Here is a 22,353-nt window from a genome sequence, read left to right as displayed (position 1 = left end):
CACTCTTCTGAGTGCCACTGTGGGATAAAAGGATTTTTCAGGAAGTCTTAGAACGAGAAACCTTGCTCGTTACGACGAAGGTCAGCTTCTACCATCATGCTGCAAAGCTCTTCGAGCGTTGTTTTAGGCTCCCAGCCAAGATCAACCTTCGCTTTTTCCGGGTTCCCGATGAGCAAATCAACTTCAGCAGGGCGGTAAAACTTAGGGTTAACTTTAACAACGGTTTTACCCGTGCTCTTGTCGATTGCTGTTTCGTTCTCTTCTTGCCCTTGCCACTCCAGTTCAATACCTGCAGCTTTAAATGCCATGGTTACGAAATCCCTAACAGTTTCAGTGCGGTTTGTCGCTAGGACATATGTATCCGCTTTCTCTGCCTGCAGCATTCTCCACATGCCTTCAACATAATCTTTCGCAAAGCCCCAGTCACGCTTCGCGTCCATGTTGCCGAGCTCCAGTACGTCAAGCTTGCCAAGTTTAATTTTAGCTACTGAGTCAGTGATTTTACGTGTAACAAATTCCTGTCCACGAAGTGGTGATTCGTGATTAAACAGGATGCCACTGGTTGCAAAAATGTCGTAAGACTCGCGGTAGTTGATAACCATCCAGTGCGCATAAAGCTTGGCTACACCGTATGGGCTACGCGGATAGAAAGGTGTGGATTCGCGCTGAGGGATTTCTTGCACCTTACCGAACATTTCTGAAGTAGATGCTTGATAGAAACGGATTGACGGATTAACTATACGGATAGCTTCCAGCAGGTTCACGGGACCAATGCCTGTGATTTCCGCTGTCGTCAGTGGCTGATCAAAAGACACTCCTACGAAGCTTTGTGCTGCTAGGTTGTACACCTCTGTTGCACCAGTAGTTTGAAGCAAACGGATGCTAGCAGACAAGTCAGTCAGATCGTATTCGACCAGCTCCAGATTAGCGTGGTCCTTAATGCCTAACTCTTCGATGCGCCAGAAGTTAACCGAGCTAGTGCGACGGTATGTGCCGTAAACTTTGTAACCTTTTTCAAGCAGCAATTCAGCGAGATAAGCAGCATCTTGTCCCGTAATACCGGTAATGACGGCTGTTTTCATTAAGTACTCCAATAGAATCTAGAAATTTGTAGCTTTGCGAGATACATCTAAGCTGAGAAACAGCTCCAGATCGGATGGGATTCCCAAGCCGTACATCCCGTCGGCTTCTTTGCCGATGTTGTAGACACCAATCTTACCATTATTCTCGGCTAAATAGGTATAAACGGGAGCAACATAAAACTCTCCGTTACTCCGTATATCTGCACGAATAACTTCATCCGCGTGGTGGCAAAAATCACTTCCGCGAAGGAAGTTATAGATACCTACGGTCGCCTCATCAGAAACAACTACTTTCTCCACGACTTCAGTCACATAGCCATTATCACCCAATTTCGCGTATGACCATTTTGGATCATCCGCTTTCATGGTCAACATTGAACCATCCAAATCTCGATGCTGCATATCATCAAGGTATTCGTTGATATCTATATCTACCCACTGATCCGAATTTGCAATCATCAGAGGCTGATCATTGTCAATGAACTCACGTGCCTTTAGAACTGTCACTGCAGCACCTTCAGTCACCCCATCAATTCCGATCACTTCATAGTCTTTGCAGGCGCGACTAAAGATCTCTTTGAGGTTGTACTTTTCAATGTGTTCATTTTGACACACAAAAATGAACCTATGGTCACAGCGGGGTATCAGGTTTCGAATCACCACTTCGATCATATGTTTACCGCCAACATCAATCAGCGGCTTAGGCAATTCATATCCTTCCTTCGCAAAGCGACTACCTCTGCCCGCCATTGGGACAACAATATTTAGCACTGCTCGCTCTCCTCAAGGTATTTGTCATTTAATGCGCCTGGAACCTTCACGACAACAGTCGTCGTATCTTCCAGCGCCTCAAAATCAGTGTAAGTGCCTGGCTCTATGGAAACGAGCTCACCTTCACTGACGATTAGCTCTCCCATTCGAGCCTTTCCTGAAACGATAGCGGTGATTTCAGTGGCAATTTTGTGGCAATGAGATGCTTCCTTGTCGCCTTTTTTAAACTTTTGGATAGCCACTTCAACGTCGGTTGTTTTGAACAGTGTTGGCTCAAAACCGCCTACAAACCATCCTCGAACAAAGTCTTCTAGCTTATGACTCGTCATTTTTTTCATAAAGATATGCGTCCATTTTTGTCATCAGCCCTTCAGTGTTCCAAGTGATGACATCTGTTCCTATCAGCTTGGTTCCGTCAATAATCAGTTCAAATTCGATCACACTGAAAGCATTATTCGAAACAATGATGTTTTTGGCAGTAAAGCTAATATCCCCTACCGAGTCGAATATTCCTTTAATATAAGCAAGAACATTTGACTTACCTTTTACGGACTTTGAAGGGTCAGTTAACGCAAAATTTTCGTCAAAGAACGCCCCCACTTTGTCGAGGTCTTTGCTATCAAATGCATCTACGTACTGTTCAGTTAGGCTGTGCAAACGTTTAGTCTTGTGCTTAAGTTCATCTGCTACCACTGCTTCATAATGTTCTAGTGCGTGAGCATCTGTGATATGAAAGTAGTCTTTATTGTCAATAGGGATAGCTCGCACCAAACCTTCTTTAAGAATAATTTCGTTGAGTGTTGGAGCGATGTAGAAAAGACCATTGGTCTTCTCATCTTTGCGGACCATTTCTTTCGCAGCTTCAATAAAAGCTCTGGCTGATTTGAAAAAATAGAAACCGGCAATTGCATGCCTGCTAATTGGCGATTTTTCTGCTGCCTGATGGACCCTGAAATGCTCATCAAATTTTACGTATGACCACTTAGGATGAATCGCATCAAAGGTCAGCACACCTGCATCAACATCCTCACTCAAAAATCTGTCGATAACACTCTGAAGATCGATGTTCAGTACTTGCTCGAAACTGGCAATTACCAGTGGCGCATCTAGATCAAGCTTTTCAATAGTAAGCAATGCAGAGCAGGCTGCTCCTTGTGTTGCACCGTTGATATTGCAAATTTCCAGATCCGGACTGAGCAACCCTAGTACTTTATTTAAACGATACTTTTCGGATTCTTCTTTCGGCAACGCAACGACAATTTTTTTATCTGCAGCCAGATTCACAAATGGCGCCGCTGCGCGCTCAACAAGCAGCTTTCCACCGACGTCTGCTAGAATTTTTGGAAACGGAATGGACTGATCTGTCTCAAAGGTGCCCTTCCCTGCCAAAGGAATAAGGATATTAATCATTCTGTTCTATCTCCTTGATAAAACTTTTTATATTTTCGAAAGTCACATCGTTCACCGTTTCGACTTTCAATACGTGAGCATTTGCAGCTTTAGCTGCTTTCAATCCATTCTCGTTGTCTTCAACTATCACGCATTCGTCTGGATCCAAGCCTAATCTTTGTATAGCGAGTTGGTAGATCTCAGGGTCTGGCTTACCTTTACTAACATCTTGATTAGAGAGGTAGAATTCTAGATAAGGCATCAAACTTGATTTTTCCATCATCACTTTCACGGTATTTCGAATCGAATTCGAAGCTACTGCCAATTGGTAGCCTTCTTCGCGCAACTTGGAAAGTGCGTACTGATGGTTGAATACTGGTTTACACAGTTGATGCGTTATATCCATTGTGTATTGCTGCTTCATTTCATTGATAAAGCTATGCAACGACTCTGGTAACACGTGGGTCTTCGATAAAATCTCTAGTTTCTGTTTTGTCGAAAGTCCGTCAAAGGTAACGAGATGGTCGTATCGATTGATCTCCAGACCGAAAATTGCCAGAGCTTTATTCAATGCATCATAGTGCCAATCTTTTGCGTCGATCAGAACGCCATCCATGTCAAAAATAACTGCTTTTATTTTAGTTCCCATTGAAATAATCTCTCGCTGATTCCGGAATATCTGTACATAGAATTAAGTTATCAGACCCAAATACGGATGGAGGTAGAGAACGCAGTGCTTCCCAAACACTCTCATAGTCTCTTCCGTGGAGCTCAGGCGAGACTATGGCAACTTTCTTACCTCGGCTTATCAGGTCAGAGACCATTTCTTGGTCAATTACCATGCCATTAAAGCCATCATACCAAACACCTGAGCATTCATCCCAAAGCGCTGTTTTTGGTTCATATTCGCTGTACCTTGAAAAACACGTTAACCCTTTTTTCAGAGAGACAATCAGGTCAGGTACCGAAGTATCAAATATAAAGTAGTTTTCTATATTTTTTTCTTTAAGTATCTTAAGTAATTCATCCTGAAGCCCATCAGCTTTGATATTTATGGCGAGAACACCATGGCAACCAGTTTCACCGTATATGTCTAAAAACTCGCTGAACATCAGTTCTTCACCATTTGGCATATCATGGCTAATCACTAATTTTCCTAGGCTGTCACGGACATCAGTCTCTGTGCCAAAACCAAGATTAAAGGATCGTTCGAAGGCGAGCCGAGAGTTTTTTTCTTCGTTCGTCTTCCAATATCCTCGATGCGATATCACTTCCATATTCATTCCTACATGGGTTTTAAGCTTTGATACCAAAAAATTCCAGTATAAGAGAGCAAACTTTTTTAACTTCGTTCTCTGTTAGTTCGAAGTAAAGAGGTAGTCTTACAAGCTTTTCGCTCTCACATGTTGTGAAATGATCAGCACCATGGAAGAAACCAGAGGTTTTACCGTACTTTGAACTATGAAGTGGTACGTAGTGGAAGACTGCTGCTACATCGTGATTTCTCAAGTAAGTAATCAACTCGCTTCTCTCATCAATATTTTTACATTTTAAAAAGAAGATATGTGCATTGTTACCAGTGTATTCAGGCACCGATGGTAGTGTTGCAATACCTTTCTCTTCTAGAACGGACAACTCTGCGGCGTATGTATTCCAGAGAGCTAGGCGCTTACCATTAATTTTTTTGATATTCTCCAACTGCGCAAGTAGATAAGCACATTGTATTTCTGAAGGAAGAAAGCTTGACCCGATATCTACCCAACTGTACTTGTCTACCACACCTCTCAGGAAAAGTTTCCGGTTTGTACCCTTTTCTCGAATTATTTCGGCGCGTTCTATCAATTTTTCATCATTAATAAGTAACGCACCACCCTCGCCGCCACTAGTTATATTTTTTGTCTCGTGAAAACTAAAAGTACCAAGATGACCAATACTACCAAGCGCTCGATCTCTGTAATGATTGCCAATAGCCTGCGCAGCGTCTTCAATAACATATATGTTATTCTTCTCAGCAATCTGCATTATCTCGTCCATTTTGCAAGCCATACCAGCGTAGTGGACAACGACAATTGCTTTGGTTCTATCCGTTATAGCCTCTTCGACTCTTTTCGGATCCAGGTTCATACTGTCCTTTTCAATATCGACGAATACCAATTTCGCTCCACGAAGAGCATAAGCATTCGCTGTCGATACGAAAGTAAAACTTGGCAGTATAACTTCGTCCCCTGGCTGTATATCGATAAGTATTGCGCTTAACTCCAATGCCGCCGTGCACGAAGGTACCATCAACGCACGGTGAGTCGATGTCATTTCTGTCAATAACACCTCACATCGCTTGGAGAATATGCCATCACCACACAAAGCCCTAGATTCAATAGCTTGGCGTATATAATCAATCTCTGTACCCAATACAGGGCTTTTATTAAAAGGAATGCTGTTCACGAAAATCCCCTGCCCTTCTAAGCATTGTGAGCGCTCTAACAGGCAAAATTACTTTGAGTTGAAGATAGGTAGTTGGTACCAAGTTGTGGCTTAGTTTACCCATTTATGGAGTGTCATTTCAGGTTCGGGAAACTTAAAACCAAGCTTGACATACAAATTAAATACCGCATCGTTGTGAGAAGAAATACTCGTAGAAAAGTGGCTATACCCTTTAAGTTCCAGATAGTTGAATAGCCCTTTCCATACAGGGGTTGCCAGCCCTTTACCTTGATACTCCGGAAAAATGGCCACCAATGAAAGAAAACAATCTTTGTTGCCATTATCCTCAATAACAAAAAATGCTAAAGACTTACCATCAAGCTCACAGATAAGAACAGATTGATTCTCATGCTCTACAGCATTCAGCAGCCAGTTTTTGTAACGTTCGTCCGCGAGCGCATTATCTGAACGTGGGTCTTGATGGTATCGCCCATGATGAAATACTCCCAAGCTTCGCTCAGCGATAAGAGAGATTTCATCTTTACCTACGAGTCTGAATGAAAATTTTGGAATACTTACCTTTTCACTATTATTTAGCGATTTGAATGGGCGATAGCTAAGCTCCACAAAGCCAAAGCCCAACCTCTCAAGCAGGTTAATTTTTGCGACATCTGACTGCTTTACTCTTGTGATGACAAGGTCTGCTTCAATAAATTCAAAATGATCATTGATGTCTTGAATAACAGTATCCAGACACAGATTAGGTTCTATTTTCACATCAGAGAGGGAGTAAATTCGCTTATTAAACAGGTCACTATCCCAGCTAATGTATCCAAGCTTTCCGACGAGCCCAGCTGTGTGAAAATCTTCATTATCTACTTTAAACACATTCGATACTCTTCTTTACGAGCTCAATCGCCTAAGCTCTTTAGTTCTTTACCTTTAAGAACGGAGACGTGCAATCTGCACAATATTCATGGATAGAAGTAGGAACATCACTCCTAACACCGTGTATGCCAAGGTCTGGGGGCTGTCTACATTCCCGAAAATTATAAATGCTGAGTAGATGGCAAGGACGAATACCGAATATTGAATATATCTATAGTTACCACCCGCGAGAAAGTAGTTGAAGCATACCGTATTAATGCTCAGTAAAGTCATTGAGATTGAGAGCACTTGAAACAAGCTCGCTGATGACAAATACCTTTCTCCGAATAACGTGAGTATAATTTCATTTGGGAAAAGATAAGAAAGTAACACCACGACTCCCCCGCAAAGAAGAGAGGCCAAAATAGCTAACCAAAGCACTTTTCTTGTATCATTACCTTTACTCATTTCACCTTTCGTGATGGCGAATACAATTCCGCTAATGGCACCAGAAACAAAGAATGCAATTTTCCCTAAGTTAGAAGCCACGGAATAATCACCTGCAACCTCCGAAGAGAAAAGATATTTGGAAAAAACTATATCCGAAGATAATAAAACACCAGATATAAACAGTGTTATACCGACAGGTATAGATTTTTTAAAGTAGTGTGAAACCTCATTAAATATAAGTGGTTTAAGTATAAAACTATAACCAATCCAATTTTTCAAAAATAACAGTGATACGCCAGATGCTATAAACTCTGCGAAGAAAACGTAATAAACATTCACATTAAATAATGTGAACATCAGATAAGTAGCAACTAGCTTGGTTATCGTTAATAGAAAAACCTGAACTTGCAGAAGTTCAAATCGCCCTTGTCCCTGGCAATATCCGACGAGTATCTGTAACAGCAGACTATTAAAAAGGCATACAGAGTAGAAGAGCATAGGGAGTGGGCTGCTGATGTTAAGCCACGTCGTCGCTGGAAAAGACAGCATACAGATTGAGACAAAGAAGGCGGATGATATGAGTAGCGCCCATGAATCTAAACTTTTTACAAGTTCACTTCTTCGCGACTTCGAGACATTAATGTCGTTGTATACCAGAACATACAATGAAGGAAAAACAGACAGAAACGACGTTATAGAAATACCTAATGCGGTTACTGAGGAGAAAACTGCGAAGTCATTTTTTGTAAGTGCTCTGGATATGTAAACCATCAAGCCATAATTGAGTAAATTACTCATATTAGACAAAACGACAAGAAGAATTCCCGTTCTAAAATACTTCATTAGTTCATCTACTGCTCTAGTCTACTTACCGCCAACAATGGACATCCACACTTTTTTAATGTTTCTGGCCAATGTTGGAGAACGTCGTTTGATGACTCCGTACACAACCATTCTTGCAATGCTGTTGAACTCTTCCCATTTAAGGAGTAATTTCAATCTCGTTTTCTCGCTAGTAGACAGGTTACTCCCCTGCTCAACAGCTCTTCTGTAAGCACTAAAAGACCGATTGCATATTTCAATCTCTCTGTTGTTAAACAGGTTTCCCTCTCTGAGTCCTTCAGAGGATGGAAGGAGGTTGGCGTGAAAAAGAACGTCGTCTACGACGCCAAGATTAGCCATTTCTAATAAACGAAATTCAACAGGTAGTTCTGCCCATGTGGTATCACTTTTTTGATCCAAACCGACAAATACTTTCTCAAAAGCCTGCTTTACCAATTCTGTACGATGCAACGACCACAGTATCTTCGACTTTCCACAGTAATCAGGCTGCCTGATATAATTTTTCATCCTGATGTATGGCGTCTCTCCGGGGATGTCATGTAGATACTTAGTAAAGTCACTAATAATAGGAGGATTGCTCATCTTATCAACGACATCATAGCCAGAAACGACAAAACCATAATCATTTGATTTTGTTAAATTAGGCAGAAGTTTTTCTATATAGTTTAATTCGAGCTCATCATCATCAGCTGCCCACATAAAAAATTCGCCTCGGGCCTTTTCGAGAACAAATTTAAAGTTACCTATAGACCCGATGTTCCGTTCTTGAACATAAAGCTTAATTCGTGAGTCTTCTTCGATGTGCTTACGGACGATATCATGGATTATACTGCTGTTATCTGAAGAGTTATCAGATACAATTATTTCTGTGTTTTCATAAGTCTGTTGGCGGATGAGTTTTAAACAGTTATCGATTTCTTGAGGTCTATTGTATGTTGGAATACCAATCGATACTAATGGGGTATTAATCACTGTTTTTCTCCTGTCCATTAAACAGAGAGTTATATAATTCGTAGTTACTTTCTATAAGCATATCTTTAGTTGTATATTCCTTCGCAGAACCTTCAACTTCCACATCACAGAAGTGAAAAGCAGGTATTTTCATGTCATAATACGCTGTCTTATAACGCGTAAAAATGAGTTTTAAATACGCCTTTTTCTCTACTGCTCCGGGAGAGTTGATTACACCTTGTATATTCGCAACAGTTTTATGTAAGAATGCTTTATTTGTAATCGTGGCAGCCAGTGAAAACTGTTCGTGAAAATTTCTGAACCAGAGTTTATTCGATATAAAAAGGTCTTCTTCTCTTTTAAGCTTCTCGCCTGAGATTAGCTGATTTCCTGTAAACCACGGCTTTGGTTGAGGATTAGGGTCTGAAAACCACTCCATACCCCTACAGGAAAGTTTTATCTGTGCTACATTATTTCGCTTAGCCTGATCCATAGCCTTTTGTATCGGATAGTTATATATCCATACAAAGTCATCGGGCAAAAAGACAAAGTAATCATTTTTAACTAGCTCACTAATTTTTTTCAGTCGTTCTATATAAGATGAGCCTGGCAAATGATGATATTCAATACTTAAGCTTTCGTATATTTCCTTTTGTCTATCAATACTATTTGTTGAATCAAGAACAATGTGTCTAATATTTTTGTTGAAGTTATGAAAACTTCTGAAGGACTTGTTGATATACTCGATACGTTTTTCATTTGAAAAGTTAACTAGCGAGATAACTTCAATCATTTTTAATTTCCTTCTTTCCATCATAACTTCTTAAATGAGGCTTTTTCCCAAGAAGCTTCAAACCCATATGATATAAAATCTGAGATGCCGTGTAGAAACATAAGGGACTATGAAATAAAAATGCTTTCTTCTTCCTATGTAAAATTAAGTAAATCGAATCTAGCAAAGCAGGAAAAACAAGAATTGAGTAAGGGATAAAAAGATATTTCTTAACTGTTCCAAATTTACCAGAACGTTTAGCCATCATTTTCTCGCGCATTAAATAACCTGCGGCACCAACATCGTCGGTATGATGGATATTATTTCTCACTCGCCAACTAATCTTTCTTAAATACTTATCTATTGATTCTGAAGAGTAATGATAGAGGCTATGATCTTTACAAATACCAATTTTGGTTTCAATAGACATCAGATAGTAGAAAAGGTGAGGTAGATTCTCAGGCACACTCACAACATTAGGAAACTTCTCAGAAAAAAAAGTTCTATCTATCATAGTTCCCATAGCAAGCAGTTCGATTAAAGGCAGTGGCTTACTTTCACCAAAGTCCACGCTACAATATCTGTCGTTCTCCAATGACACTTCATACTTTTCTCGGAGATCGTTAATGAATACTTCTGGTGACTTAGATATTCTATATATAAAGAGGCTAAACGGGTCTCCGTATTCATTAATATAGTCGTTTATGAAATGCTCTTCTTTGGGGTTTAAATACCCTGCCGAAATAACCGTTTTGACCCCATATTCGCGGATACAGTCAACTTGGTCTCGTAAGCAATTACTGTGGCTATATACCTCATCATGATCGAGATAAACTAAAAGCTCGCCCTTGGCCTCGTTGAAGCCTACAAATTTAGCAAATACTGGTTCAGTTCTTGGGTTGTGCTCAACTTTGCAGCCGCGTTCTTTACCATATTGAATAGTATTATCGGTAGAACCGCCGTCAACTAGCAGTATCTCCAATTTATCCTTTGGATAATTTTGACTGAAAATTGCATCTAACGTTCTCGGAAGCATCTTCATCGAGTTATAGGTAGCAATCACAACAGTAACGATGGGTAAGTTAGTTTCCAACTTTACTCCCCTCTATCAGTACTAGTTCATCGACGATAGTTCTAGATGGATATTCACTTCCTAATTTTGACTCTCTTTGATAGGCATATGGATTATCAAAGAACGTCTCTATAGTCGCACGAGACTTTTTAGATAAAAGTACGTTCTCTTCTAATCCTTCAACACGTTCAGTGTGTGTTCGAAGTATCAAACACGGAATTCCCATATAATAGGCTTCTTCCTGATTACTTCCGCCGTCTGTCACCATAAACCGACTATTTGCTAGAACCTTCATAAAATCCACATACTCAAGTCGGGGTATTAGAGTGATGTTACTGTTAGATTTCAGAGAGTCCAAGATACCAAGTTCTGTTAGCTTAATTTTTGTTAGTTCATGGAGAACAAGAACACAATGAATACGCTTAGACTCTTCAACACAACGCTCAACAATGTATTTTACAAACTCTGTGTCAAAAAGATTTTCCTGGCGATGAATAACAAAAACGAAATACTCCTCTCCTTCAGGCGTATGATCTTGAGGTAATTCGACTGTTTTGGAAAGGCGTAAGCCATCAATAAGGGTATTTTCCCTTGTGTTGACAATTTTCCCTTTCTTATTCTTTAGATTATTCACCGCCCAGTCATTTGGAGCGAAGTGAATACGGGCTAAACGAGATGTTAGTACTCGATCAAGCTCTTCAGGGAATGGATTGAAATAGTTATATGATCGTAAGCCGGCTTCTACATGGCAAATCTTCATTCCAATTATCCTACCGAGTAAAGCGCCAAGTACCGTCGAAACTGTATCACCGTGGACAACAAGGACATCACCTGGTTTTGCTTCAGCAATACTTTTAACTTTTCCTACACTTGTAAATAAAGTTTTGGCGAACCATGAAACTAAACCTAGTGCTGTTTTCTTGTGGTTTGTATCACTTAAAACTAATTTTGGCTTTTTAATTCCGAAGTGGGTAAGAATGGTTGAATTTGTAATATCGTTCTGACCGCTAGATATTATTTCATAGGATATTTCTTTCTGATCCATTTCAACCATAATTGGAAACAATTTTATAAGTTCAGCTGTAGTTCCAACAAAGAAAAAAATCACGATTGAGTCCTGTCTGATATAATATAGAGCGGCCTATCTACCACTTGAACATGGATCCGTCCGATGTAAATTGCTGTAAATCCAATCGCTGACAGCACTGTACCCGTTAGGAATGTATTGAATACAACAAAGTAAGCCATCGGAGTAAAGACTTCGATACCGATGGTCTCTGATATGAGCATATAGATTAGTAAAAGCGAGCAACTAACCAATATTAGCGCACCTAACATACCTGCAATTTTTAATGGTAGTAGTGAGAAAGATGTAAAGCTATTGATTGCAAGCCTAGATAGTTTTCTATAGGAGTAAGCTGCCTCTCCATTTAATCTAGCTGGTGCTTCAAACTCAATATAAGTCTTACGAAATCCCAACCATTCAATCAAGCCACGGAACATGACTGCCTTTTCTTTAAATTTTAGAAACTCCAAGGCAACATTCCGGTCAATCAATTTAAAATCGGTCAATCCTCTAGGCAACTCAATATCTGCAAATAGATTCATTACTTTATAGAAAACGTCGGAGGAAAACTTTTTGAATGCTGTGTAATCTTTCGCACTACTCCTTACAGCAGATACATTCATATATCCTTCCTCCCACTTTCGAAGGAAAGACGGAATCATCTCTGGTGGATGCTGTAGATCTGCGTCCATGAAGATAATAGCGTCAGACTCAATGCTATCTGACAAGCCTGCCACTAGCGCGGGCTCTTTACCAAAGTTTGAAGAGAATCTGATTGCATTGACTTCAAAATTCGCAGAGCCTTTTTGTTGAGATATCACTTCCCATGTTGAGTCATTACTACAATCATCGACAAACTTTACTTCCCATTTATATGAAGTCTCTTTCGAAACAACACTATCAATGCTATCAAGAAGTGGTTTTATATTTAGCTCTTCATTATAGGCCGGAACTACAATAGTGATTTTCTTTGTCATTTTCAGTTCATAACTCTTTGGCTAAACATATTTAAAAGGAATCTATTAATATTATTTTCCTTCACACTTTTTTCGCCTTTTACTACATAGATACTAACGCCTTTTTCCTCAGCTATTAACTCTACATCTCTTGAGTTATCCAAGGTTAGTTTAGTTTGGGAGTAGTTATCTTCAACGGCGAAGTATTTCACTCCATTTGTTATCAATTTATTCAAAAAGCCTTCATCTAATTGATTAATACTTTCTGAAAGACTGTCCAAATCATCAATGTATTTTTTGTTATTTGAACCTGTATAGATTTGATTCGCCAAAATCTTTTTATGGAATAGTCGATTAAAGAGATATGGATAGCTTTGCTCTGGCGGCGATTTCTTAGGAGACAAATATGGCACCTCGACTAGTATACCGTTTTCTCTATCACTCAAAACAGTGTAAGGACTCTGTGTATCTAGTTTGAGAGTTGGTATTTTTTCAAAGAAGTCTAATCTAGACACATCGTTGTGAACAAGCAAAACTAGTAATAGTGCAAAAGCACTTATACTATACTTTTTGAACCTCTCCTCGGACTCAGCTTTTTTATCAAGAATACTGATTAAATGAACTAAGCTGATGACCAGAATAGAGAAAAGACCTATATTGAAATAAAGTAGAGATCTAGTTGCCACGCGGAACATTGGCGCTATTTCATAGGTTAAAGAGACAAGAGAGATTTTATAGTTTGGTGACAACGCAAAGCAAAGGCTTACCAAGGTAGCCAAACACCAAGGCGCAAGCTTTAAAAGGAAATCTACACTTTTCCGGCCTTGAATCAAAACAATATGGTAGCAAATCAAAACGATTGATACTGGCAGCACAAAGCCGATTCGATAGCTCATCTCCCAAAGATCGTTTGAAAATCTTTCCTTGTCCAAAAGATTTTGAATGAAAGAAATATCCGACTCAAATAACGCATGGATTTTTTGTACAGAGTAAAATGTAAAGGCACCCCATTCGTGTACATGAGTACCACCTTTATTACTTATTTCACTAATAATACCTAGCTTAAGTAGTAGGCTCTGACCGATAACATTTGGGTACAGTAGTATGAGTGCCGAAACAAAAACAATTGACGCAATCGTTAGGTTTTTAACTAGTTCCTTCCAATCAACCTTCCTAGCATTTATCGCAGTTTGGGCGATGAAAAAAGAAATCGTATAAAAAACGCCAAAGTAACCATAATATTCATTGACATTGAAATTAAATATATGGACTAGCGCTAGAACAATCAGCCATTTTCTACTCGGATTATTGGAAGCAATCGCTGTTGTCATCACAACCAGAATAGGAGCAAACATAACCCCAAGACCGAAGAGATGACTGTAAGCTCGAGCTATAGTGTTATCCATAGATACAAGTGCAATAGCAAGCACCAGGGATATGAGTCTATTTGCTCCAAGGTATGAGAAAAGATAAAAAGCAGCAACAGCTGAGAAAAAATAGCCCAGCATTCCGACTAAATCATATGTCAGTTGAGGCGAAAAAAAGTAGCCAATAGTTACACTGACAATTTTCCAGAATTGACTAAATGGTCCTGCTTCAGATAGTGCTTGACCGTGGTTGCTAAATTTGGCCAAGTCTGAAAACACATACCCGAGCCCTTCATGTTGTACAAGGTCTTGTAGCGCGAATATCCCAGCAATAGTACCTAAACCATCTCCTTCATTTGCCAAGGACATTTCTGCTGAAAAGATTGCATCAGAGTACTTAAAGACACTAAAGATAAAGAGAAATGGTATTACTAAGAGCCAGGTTTTATTCCAATTATTTTTGCTTGAGGACAATATAGTCGTCATGCCATCTCCATATTAGGCAGTGTTTATATTCGTGAGTCTTAATTTATAAGTTTCACCTAAATACGCTCTGCTTCTAATGTTTGCGGTATCCAGGAGTTTCCTTCAAAATTAGGCTGCTCAAAGTTAATAACATTAAATACTAATGCCCTATCAACCCAGTCATGACATTCTGAAACGTGATTCTCACCTTCGTGAACCGCTATAGATAGGCTGTATGAACCTGGGCCTAGATTTGCGTCAAACTCAAAAATATATCTTAATTTTTCACCATGTTTAACAGACTCGCCTTTGCATCCATTCAAGAAGTACGTGTTGGTACCAAATACAACCTGCCCTAGTCGGTCTTTGATTGAATAGCCAACAACAAAGTCATCTAAATCATAGTCAATTATAGTATCAACCTGGAGTTTAACTTTCTGTCCACAACCCACTACATCAAGTGAACTACCTTCGTTATCTATGATTTTGCATCCACTTAACTTTGCTTTACCCGTTCCAGTAATAAGACGTTCTTCATTGACATTACTGATTATTTTTGTGTTCTTTTTTTGTGAATCGGCAAGTAATGCATTATAGTAATTCATCACAAACTCAGGGCTTCCTTCGAGCTCAAGCTTTCCTCCATTTATCAGTATTGCTGTATCGCAAATGCTCTGGATTACTTGCTTTTCATGAGAAACTATTAGTAATGTTGTCCCCTGCTCTCTAAACTCTCTAATCTTTGAAAAACTTTTATGTTGAAAATAGGTATCTCCGACAGATAGTGCCTCATCAACGATAAGAACATCAGGGCGAACTGCAGTAGCCACACTGAAGGCCAGCCTCATTTGCATTCCTGAAGAATAGACTCGAAGTGGTTGGTCTATGTACTCTCCAATTTCCGCAAACTCGATGATAGAAGGCATTAACTTTTCAATATCCTTCTTCGTCATACCAAGAAGCTGGCTTGCCATTACAGCATTTTGCCGGCCTGTAAACTCCGGATGAAAACCCATACCAAGTTCAAGCAATGCAGAGACTGAACCTTCAATTTTTACCGAGCCAGCTGTTGGCTTGCTGATTCCCGTTATAAGTTTTAATAATGTGCTCTTTCCCGCTCCATTGATTCCAACTATTCCAACAGCTTTTCCAGCTTCAACACTAAAGCTAATATCATTTAATACGTTTTTGTCAGTATGATAGCTTTTAAATGGAACAAGCCACTCCTTTAGTCGTTGAAAACGCGATTGATAACACTTATATGTTTTTGTGAGACCTTCAACTGTTATCTTACCCATTATATTTCATCCGCAATTTCATTGGCATTCTTTTTATAAACGTAAAGTGAAAATATAAATAGGATTAGAGACAATATACTAACCCAGAGTAATTCTGAAAAGTTAACACTCTCGTTCATTACAAATATTTTCTGAAGTGAGCCTACAATGATAGTCATAGGGTTTAATTGGATAAGGCTTTGTATTGGCGCTGGTAATATATCTAATGGATAAATAATTGGTGTGGCCCAAAACCAGAATTGAAGAACTACACCAAGTAGTTGACCTACGTCTCGGAAAAACACATTGACCACCCCCAAAGTAAAGCCAAGACTCAACCCAAATATAGATAGCAAAACTATAATTGGTATAATCTGTATCACTGATGAAAATGGGAAATTACCAGTAATGAGGAGAAACATTGCGAATAGCGAAAATATTATTGAAAAGTTAACGAGCGCTGTAAGGAGTACAGTGACTGGCAAACACTCTCTAGGAAATTTCAATTTTTTTAGCAAACTGGCGTTATCCAAATAAACATTTGCCCCCTTTGAAACCAACTCAGAAAAGAAACCCCAAAATATAATCCCTGAACATATGTATATACTGTAACCAAAATGTCCTTCTATACCAGGCAGCTTCGCTTTCATAATATTTGTGAATATCAATGTGTAGACCAAAATCATTGATAGCGGATTAATAACACTCCAAGTCGCTCCTAGTAGAGAATTCTGATATTTCAATTGAAACTCTCGTACTACATTGCTTGTAATAAACTCACGATAGTTCCACAAATTTTTAACGGTTTTAGAAAACATCTATTTTCTCTTACAAACAAACTTAATGTGTTTCAGCATCCATTTCTGGCTGCCTACCAAAGGGGATTTTACCGTATAGTCTCCTACACAACCCCATGATCACACTAATTGTATAATTGACACGCTACCGCCCTTGGGTTTCGTTCCCAAAGTACGCTGTAACATTTGATTGGACATAGCTGGGTAGTCAGCTAGTTACTTCTTACGGAGAGCAGAATTCTCCGTAGACACTTCAACCTGGCGGCTTATTAGATTGATCAACAAAATAGAACGTAATTCACCATCTGGTTCCTTATAGATCGCCTCTGCACCTTCAAACTGACCCGTCATGATTTCAATTTCATCACCCGGTTTAAAAATCTCTGCGAGCACTACACGTTGCTCATCGCTATCCTCGAGCGACATTAAATGAGTAATCAGCTCAATTGGAACCGTCGCTGGCAACCGTCCCTGTCGAACAAAGTCAACCACCCCACGCGTTGAACGAACGGTAGTGTAGGAGATTTTTTCTGGATCAAAGGAAGCGAATACATAGTTAGGAAATAGCGGCTCCAATTCACTGGAACGCTTACCACGGCGGATTTTTTCAACAGTTACCTGGGGATAGTAACAATCGACGCCTTGTCTTTTAAGGTGCTGCTCAGCGCGTTGTTGCTCGCTGCGTTTACAATAGAGCAGATACCATGGATTCATTTTTTGTTCTCGTCGATTTCTTTGCTAGCCAGTTTTTGCATCGTCTTTGCGAAGCAACTCAAGAGTATATTAGGCTGGCCTTTGTGCAGCAAGCATACAGCCTTTAACTGCACAAATTGTCTGCACTGGTTCATAGTTTGGAATGCAGGGATTGAATTTTTTTCAAAGGGCAAAGAAAAACCGCCTGATTCGGCGGTTTTTTTGAGAGAGATTTTGATGATTTAAGCGCTAAGTCTTTGGATGTCCAAGCTAAAGCTAGTAAGTCCGATCTCACTGAGCGACACGCGTACACTGCCTCCTGAAAGGTCAATAGTTTGAAAGCGAGTATTCGATGCATCTATGCCTAGTAGATTTTCGTTCTTCACAATCAACGCCTTGCCTGAGCCATCCACTACAGCATTGAGCCCAGCAGATAAAACATCAAGTTGGTTGTCAGCTGCGTTTAGGATACCAAACATAGCGCGGATTGGACTCGCGTAGGTTGAGCGCTTGATGGCGTGTTCGATTTGATGGACAAGATGAACAAAGCCTCTTTCGTCCGCATCTTGTGACCGGAGATATTCGTTGAAGAACGCTCGGATCATCAAGGTTGTCGCTGTTCCGTTCTCTCCAGCGGATGCGCTATCAACCATGTAGAACGCCATCTGACCATCCATCATCCAGGTGTAATCGAGTACGACCGGGTTGGTATCAGCAGACTGCAATGAGTGATAAGACAATCGCCAGTCACCCTGTTGCGAGTCCTGTTCTGGCATCAATCCCATCAATAGGTCTCTAGCGCTACCTGGATTATCCAAGAGATCCTCCAAATGCCACTTCAGTTCTTCTGTCAGTGGCTGATCGCCGTTTTGAGAGACTTTAAACCATTGCTGAGAGAAATCTGCGTCACTGCTGACTCCACCATCGGCGTCTTCCAATACCGAGATAATGGCGGACTTCACCACCATGATGTCTTCGATAGGTTTGATCAGAAAATCTTTAACGCCAAAGCGCAGCGCCTGAGCAACATCAGACATGCCGCCCGTGCCTGAGATAACTATCACTGGCAACATTGGATATTCCATGCTGACTTCTTCGACGAACTCTAACCCGGTCATTACCGGCATAGAGAGGTCGCTGAGTAACAAGTCAGGAATGCCTTCTCTTAGCGCTTTTAAACCATCTAATCCGTTTTCAGCTTCTCTTACAACGCACCCTTCTTTGCGAAGAAAGCTACCGATGATCCGGCTAAACACGGGATCATCTTCAACAATGAGAACTTCTTTTCCTTCCAACACAATATGTTCTCCTGTTTCCTCTTGCCTTGCTGGTGTCTAATATGGGCAATTTGCTACTACTAGGATAGTTTGAAAATCAGTGCGAGGTTGTCACTAGCCTGTATTAGACGACTCGAAAGTGGTTAACTTTCTGTATCCTGAAAAGAAAATAATTTGGATATTTTCTATCTTTCCTTACCTTCAGACCACCTTTAGAGCCCTGCTTATTGATATGAGACAACGAAAAACACGCCATGTTAATTTGAAATAGCCAAAATAACGCTTTTTGTTGAAGACAATCGCAACACAGTGAAATCCTATGAAATTAGATGACCTCAATCTTTTCCGACTGATCGTCGAAAATGGAAGCTATACGCTAGCTTCAAAAAAGACGGGAATTCCTGTTGCTACACTCACCCGAAGAATCCAAGCACTAGAAGAAGATATCAGGATTAAGCTGCTGCACCGTGATGCCAGAAAACTGTCTTTGACAGAGGCCGGGCAAAGTTTTTACGACCGTTGCTCTCCTTTGTTGGAACAACTGGTAGAAGCTACAGAAAATCTGTCCGAATGTTGTCAGGGTACTTCCGGCACCCTCCGTCTGGCAGCGCCTTCGAACATTGCGATGAAGCTTTTGCAACCCATGTTGAGCGCTTTCCTAGTGGCTTACCCTGACATCAAAATTGACTTGTCACTCTACAGTGATGCATCCCCTACTCACTTGGATGACAAACATGCTTTCATCAAAATCGGACCACAGCGTGATTCATCGATGATCGCTCGAAAACTACACACTGTGAGAGACATTCTTGTTGCTAGCTCAACTTATCTGTCGACAAATGCGCCTTTGACAGACGCTGGCGATCTCGAAAAGCATCATCTGCTGAAAGGATGGCCGCTGATGAGATGGCGACTTTCCAATGATAGAGGTCAGCACATAAGTATTTCTCAACAGGGTCGCTTTGAAGCCTCTGAGCTGCGTGTGGTAAGGGCGGCTGCAAAAGATGGATTGGGTATCGCACTGATACCGGATGTTTTGGTGCAGAGAGATATAGATGAGGGTGAACTGACCCAGATTTTGCCGAATTGGACTACCGAACCTCGTGATATCTTTCTGATGTATCATGATAAAACACATCACCCAGCAAAACTTCGTGCATTTATCGACTTTTCACTCTCATATTTTCACTCAGAAAACACTGAAGAGTGAGGTTGATCACCAAGTGTCCCAGATTCGATAAGTGATTAAAAAACCACCACACTTTTGGTGGTTAAAACTTGCTAACGTCGCCCCTCAACACCTAATGTTATTAATATGTAACGAAGCGATCGATCAAGCATCGCTGTTGCGTATTACAAACTACTGGTTACCGCACAGGAAGGAGCGACCTATGATTCTGGGACATTTGCTCGGCCTTTATACTCACCCTAAAGAAGAATGGAAAAACATCGACGATCGCCATGAAGGCACTGTGAACAGTCTTGGGCATGCTGCGATCATGGCGCTTATTCCACCTATCTGCGCCTATTACTCCAGCGTTCATATCGGCTGGCAGATCGGCGTAGGTGATCCAATTTTCCTTACGCAACAAAGCGCAATTATTATCGCCTGCGCCATGTACTTTGCGCTAATTACCGGCGTAATGGCACTCGCGTATCTCACCCTTTGGATGAGCCGTACGTTTGGGTCAACACCAACTTACACACAAGCACTGGAATTGGCCGCTTACACAGCCACGCCCATTTTCATGGTCGGACTCGCAGCACTATATCCAGTGGTCTGGTTTGTGATGCTGGTTGGCTTAGCAGGTATCGCCTACTCTGTGTACCTTCTGTACACGGGCGTTCCCATCATCATGCACATTCCTGAAGAGCGGGGCTTTATTTACGCAAGCTCGGTCGTCACCTGCGGACTGGTTTTGCTGGTCGCCATTCTTGCCAGCTCAGTCATCATGTGGAATGTCGGTTTCGGCCCAATGTTTGTTCAGTAAATAGATTTGTCCAATCATTGAACGGAATAAGAATTGAAAAACGCGGCTTAATGCCGCGTTTTTATTAGACGCTTTTCTGTAAAAGACGCTTAATACCAATCACAGTAAGTAGGTGATCAGAGATAGCGCAGGAAAAATGCTCGAGAACAAGGCGGAAAATTTCGATAAGTAGTTATTCTACAATCAAATTTTTCAACGCAGTGTTCGAGCATTTTAACAAGCTAGGATGAGCAGATATTTACTACGATTGGTATAAGTTAACTCTCGTTGTAAATTTCAAGATTCGCCAATTCTTGCTGCTGTTCACGAAGCGCTTTGGATTCGTCATTACGCAAACTTTCCAGATAATCCAAATATTCCTGGTTGATGTCGCTGGTCACGTATTCACCACTGAACACCGAGCTTTCAAATCGTTTGATATCAGGGTTGCCTTCGCGCACTGCTTCTTCCAAATCGGTCAGGTCTTGGAAAACTAGCCCATCAGCACCGATGATTTGGCAAATTTCATCGACCTCGCGGCCATGTGCAATCAGCTCATTTGCACTCGGCATGTCGATACCATAAACGTTCGGGAATCGAATCTCTGGTGCAGCTGATGCCATGTAAACACGCTTCGCGCCTGCTTCACGTGCCATTTCAATGATTTGCTCAGACGTGGTACCACGAACAATCGAGTCATCTACCAGCAGGACTGATTTATCTTTAAACTCGGAGCGGATTGCGTTGAGCTTACGGCGCACAGATTTACGACGTTGCTGCTGACCCGGCATGATAAAGGTACGGCCGACATAACGGTTCTTCACAAAACCCTGGCGATAAGGCTTTTCCAGCACCTGTGCGATTTCCAGTGCGATGTCACAAGAGGTTTCCGGGATTGGGATGACGACGTCGATATCAAGATCATCCCACTCGCGGCGGATTTTTGCGCCGAGCTTTTGGCCCATGTTAACGCGCGCACCATACACAGAAATCTTGTCGATGAACGAGTCTGGACGTGCAAAGTAAACAAACTCGAAGATACATGGGGACAACGCAGGGTTGTCAGCACATTGGCGGGTAAACAGTCGGCCATCAAAGGTTGCGTAAACGGCTTCACCCGGAGCAATATCGCGTACGAAATCAAAGCCGACAGCATCCAGCGCCACAGACTCTGAAGCCACCATGTACTCTTCTCGGCCATTCACAGTGCGCTTGCCCAAGCAAAGTGGACGAATACCATGTGGGTCGCGGAAAGCAATCAGACCGTGGCCAATAATCATCGCTACCACAGCGTAGCCACCGGTCACTTGTGCGTGCAATTCACGAACCGCTTTGAACACATCTTCTTCGGTGAGTTTTTTAGACGCTACATTGTCAATTTGGTGAGCAAGAACATTGAGGAGAACTTCGGAATCTGAGGTGGTGTTGAGGTGACGGCGGTCTTGTTCAAACAGAGATTCGCGGAGTTGGTTGGCATTGGTCAGGTTACCGTTGTGCGCCAACGTGATGCCATAAGGCGAGTTCACGTAAAATGGCTGCGCTTCGGAAGCACTGGAGCTACCTGCCGTTGGGTAACGGGCATGGCCAATTCCCACAGTTCCCTGCAGTCTTTGCATGTGCTTCAGTTGGAAAACATCTTTGACCAGTCCGTTCGCTTTTCTCAGGCGGAAACGGTTATCGTCAATGGTGACAATCCCTGCCGCATCCTGACCACGGTGCTGAAGTACTGTCAACGCATCGTAAATTGACTGATTAACCGGGGTCTCGCCCACGATCCCAACAATCCCACACATGTATGCTGTTCCTTGTAACGCGAAATTGAGCCCAGGGAACTTGTGGATTTACCCGCGAACTTTGCCGCGGGAAA

General features: G+C 41.2%; 22 protein-coding genes. 2 read left to right on the top strand and 20 right to left on the bottom strand.

The window, feature by feature from the left end:
• Positions 1-47: 47 nt before the first annotated feature.
• The 19 genes from gmd to QL223_RS04970 form a co-directional block, all read right to left on the bottom strand.
• The gene (gmd, locus tag QL223_RS05060) at positions 48-1,082 is read right to left on the bottom strand and encodes a GDP-mannose 4,6-dehydratase (protein ID WP_002537748.1); all 1,035 of its coding nucleotides are present in this window, start codon (positions 1,080-1,082) and stop codon (positions 48-50) included.
• A gap of 18 nt (positions 1,083-1,100) precedes the next feature.
• Positions 1,101-1,853 carry a glycosyltransferase family 2 protein gene (locus QL223_RS05055; protein ID WP_002537751.1) on the bottom strand — a complete coding sequence of 251 codons (753 nt, stop codon included), beginning with the start codon at positions 1,851-1,853 and terminating at the stop codon, positions 1,101-1,103.
• Positions 1,847-2,191 (bottom strand): hypothetical protein, encoded by a 345-nt coding sequence (locus tag QL223_RS05050; protein ID WP_281544076.1) that lies wholly within the window; start codon positions 2,189-2,191, stop codon positions 1,847-1,849. The genes QL223_RS05055 and QL223_RS05050 overlap by 7 nt, the downstream gene beginning before the upstream one ends.
• Entirely contained in the window at positions 2,169-3,263 is a 1,095-nt protein-coding gene (locus QL223_RS05045; protein ID WP_002537754.1) for a nuclear transport factor 2 family protein, read from the bottom strand. The genes QL223_RS05050 and QL223_RS05045 overlap by 23 nt, the downstream gene beginning before the upstream one ends.
• Positions 3,256-3,891, bottom strand: a complete 636-nt coding sequence (locus tag QL223_RS05040; RefSeq protein ID WP_039849808.1) for an HAD family phosphatase — start codon at positions 3,889-3,891, stop codon at positions 3,256-3,258. The genes QL223_RS05045 and QL223_RS05040 overlap by 8 nt, the downstream gene beginning before the upstream one ends.
• Entirely contained in the window at positions 3,881-4,519 is a 639-nt protein-coding gene (locus QL223_RS05035; RefSeq protein ID WP_281544075.1) for a hypothetical protein, read from the bottom strand. The genes QL223_RS05040 and QL223_RS05035 overlap by 11 nt, the downstream gene beginning before the upstream one ends.
• 19 nt (positions 4,520-4,538) lie before the next feature.
• The gene (gene rffA / locus QL223_RS05030) at positions 4,539-5,684 is read right to left on the bottom strand and encodes a dTDP-4-amino-4,6-dideoxygalactose transaminase (RefSeq protein WP_281544074.1); all 1,146 of its coding nucleotides are present in this window, start codon (positions 5,682-5,684) and stop codon (positions 4,539-4,541) included.
• Positions 5,685-5,774: 90 nt separating this feature from the next.
• Positions 5,775-6,551: a GNAT family N-acetyltransferase gene (locus QL223_RS05025; RefSeq protein ID WP_002537759.1), complete on the bottom strand. Its 777-nt coding sequence runs from the start codon at positions 6,549-6,551 to the stop codon at positions 5,775-5,777.
• A gap of 54 nt (positions 6,552-6,605) precedes the next feature.
• Positions 6,606-7,823, bottom strand: a complete 1,218-nt coding sequence (locus tag QL223_RS05020; RefSeq protein WP_002537761.1) for an oligosaccharide flippase family protein — start codon at positions 7,821-7,823, stop codon at positions 6,606-6,608.
• 21 nt (positions 7,824-7,844) lie between these two features.
• Positions 7,845-8,795, bottom strand: coding sequence for a glycosyltransferase family 2 protein (locus tag QL223_RS05015; RefSeq protein ID WP_002537763.1), 951 nt, complete (start codon positions 8,793-8,795; stop codon positions 7,845-7,847).
• On the bottom strand, positions 8,788-9,567 hold the full coding sequence (locus tag QL223_RS05010; protein ID WP_002537764.1) for a hypothetical protein: 780 nt from the start codon (positions 9,565-9,567) through the stop codon (positions 8,788-8,790). Before QL223_RS05010 ends, QL223_RS05015 begins: the two co-directional genes overlap by 8 nt.
• Positions 9,560-10,639, bottom strand: a complete 1,080-nt coding sequence (locus QL223_RS05005) for a glycosyltransferase family 2 protein (protein ID WP_281544073.1) — start codon at positions 10,637-10,639, stop codon at positions 9,560-9,562. Before QL223_RS05005 ends, QL223_RS05010 begins: the two co-directional genes overlap by 8 nt.
• Positions 10,629-11,726 carry a UDP-N-acetylglucosamine 2-epimerase gene (locus QL223_RS05000; protein ID WP_002537767.1) on the bottom strand — a complete coding sequence of 366 codons (1,098 nt, stop codon included), beginning with the start codon at positions 11,724-11,726 and terminating at the stop codon, positions 10,629-10,631. Before QL223_RS05000 ends, QL223_RS05005 begins: the two co-directional genes overlap by 11 nt.
• A complete protein-coding gene (locus QL223_RS04995) occupies positions 11,723-12,661 on the bottom strand; it encodes a glycosyltransferase family 2 protein (RefSeq protein ID WP_281544072.1) in 939 nt (312 codons plus the stop codon). The genes QL223_RS05000 and QL223_RS04995 overlap by 4 nt, the downstream gene beginning before the upstream one ends.
• 2 nt (positions 12,662-12,663) lie before the next feature.
• Positions 12,664-14,493: a hypothetical protein gene (locus QL223_RS04990; RefSeq protein ID WP_281544071.1), complete on the bottom strand. Its 1,830-nt coding sequence runs from the start codon at positions 14,491-14,493 to the stop codon at positions 12,664-12,666.
• A gap of 56 nt (positions 14,494-14,549) precedes the next feature.
• A complete protein-coding gene (locus QL223_RS04985; protein ID WP_002537774.1) occupies positions 14,550-15,770 on the bottom strand; it encodes an ABC transporter ATP-binding protein in 1,221 nt (406 codons plus the stop codon).
• Positions 15,770-16,567, bottom strand: coding sequence for an ABC transporter permease (locus QL223_RS04980; RefSeq protein ID WP_002537776.1), 798 nt, complete (start codon positions 16,565-16,567; stop codon positions 15,770-15,772). Before QL223_RS04980 ends, QL223_RS04985 begins: the two co-directional genes overlap by 1 nt.
• A gap of 195 nt (positions 16,568-16,762) precedes the next feature.
• Positions 16,763-17,260, bottom strand: a complete 498-nt coding sequence (gene rfaH, locus QL223_RS04975; RefSeq protein ID WP_002537777.1) for a transcription/translation regulatory transformer protein RfaH — start codon at positions 17,258-17,260, stop codon at positions 16,763-16,765.
• Between the two features lie 221 nt (positions 17,261-17,481).
• On the bottom strand, positions 17,482-18,537 hold the full coding sequence (locus QL223_RS04970) for a response regulator (protein WP_002537780.1): 1,056 nt from the start codon (positions 18,535-18,537) through the stop codon (positions 17,482-17,484).
• A gap of 298 nt (positions 18,538-18,835) precedes the next feature.
• Here QL223_RS04970 and QL223_RS04965 point away from each other — a divergent pair, with 298 nt between their 5' ends.
• Complete coding sequence (locus QL223_RS04965; RefSeq protein ID WP_002537781.1) at positions 18,836-19,726, top strand: LysR family transcriptional regulator; 891 nt, start codon at positions 18,836-18,838, stop codon at positions 19,724-19,726.
• A gap of 181 nt (positions 19,727-19,907) precedes the next feature.
• Complete coding sequence (locus tag QL223_RS04960) at positions 19,908-20,507, top strand: Yip1 family protein (protein WP_002537783.1); 600 nt, start codon at positions 19,908-19,910, stop codon at positions 20,505-20,507.
• A 257-nt stretch (positions 20,508-20,764) separates the two neighbouring features.
• On the opposite strand, the gene purF is transcribed toward QL223_RS04960, so the two are convergent.
• Positions 20,765-22,279, bottom strand: a complete 1,515-nt coding sequence (gene purF, locus QL223_RS04955) for an amidophosphoribosyltransferase (RefSeq protein ID WP_002537785.1) — start codon at positions 22,277-22,279, stop codon at positions 20,765-20,767.
• Positions 22,280-22,353 lie beyond the last annotated feature (74 nt).

Origin of the sequence: Grimontia sp. SpTr1, assembly GCF_947387585.1 — a bacterium.
Lineage (GTDB): Bacteria > Pseudomonadota > Gammaproteobacteria > Enterobacterales > Vibrionaceae > Enterovibrio > Enterovibrio indicus.
The sequence above is the reverse complement of the archived record's forward strand: the minus strand, read 5'-3'. Positions and strand labels throughout refer to the sequence as shown.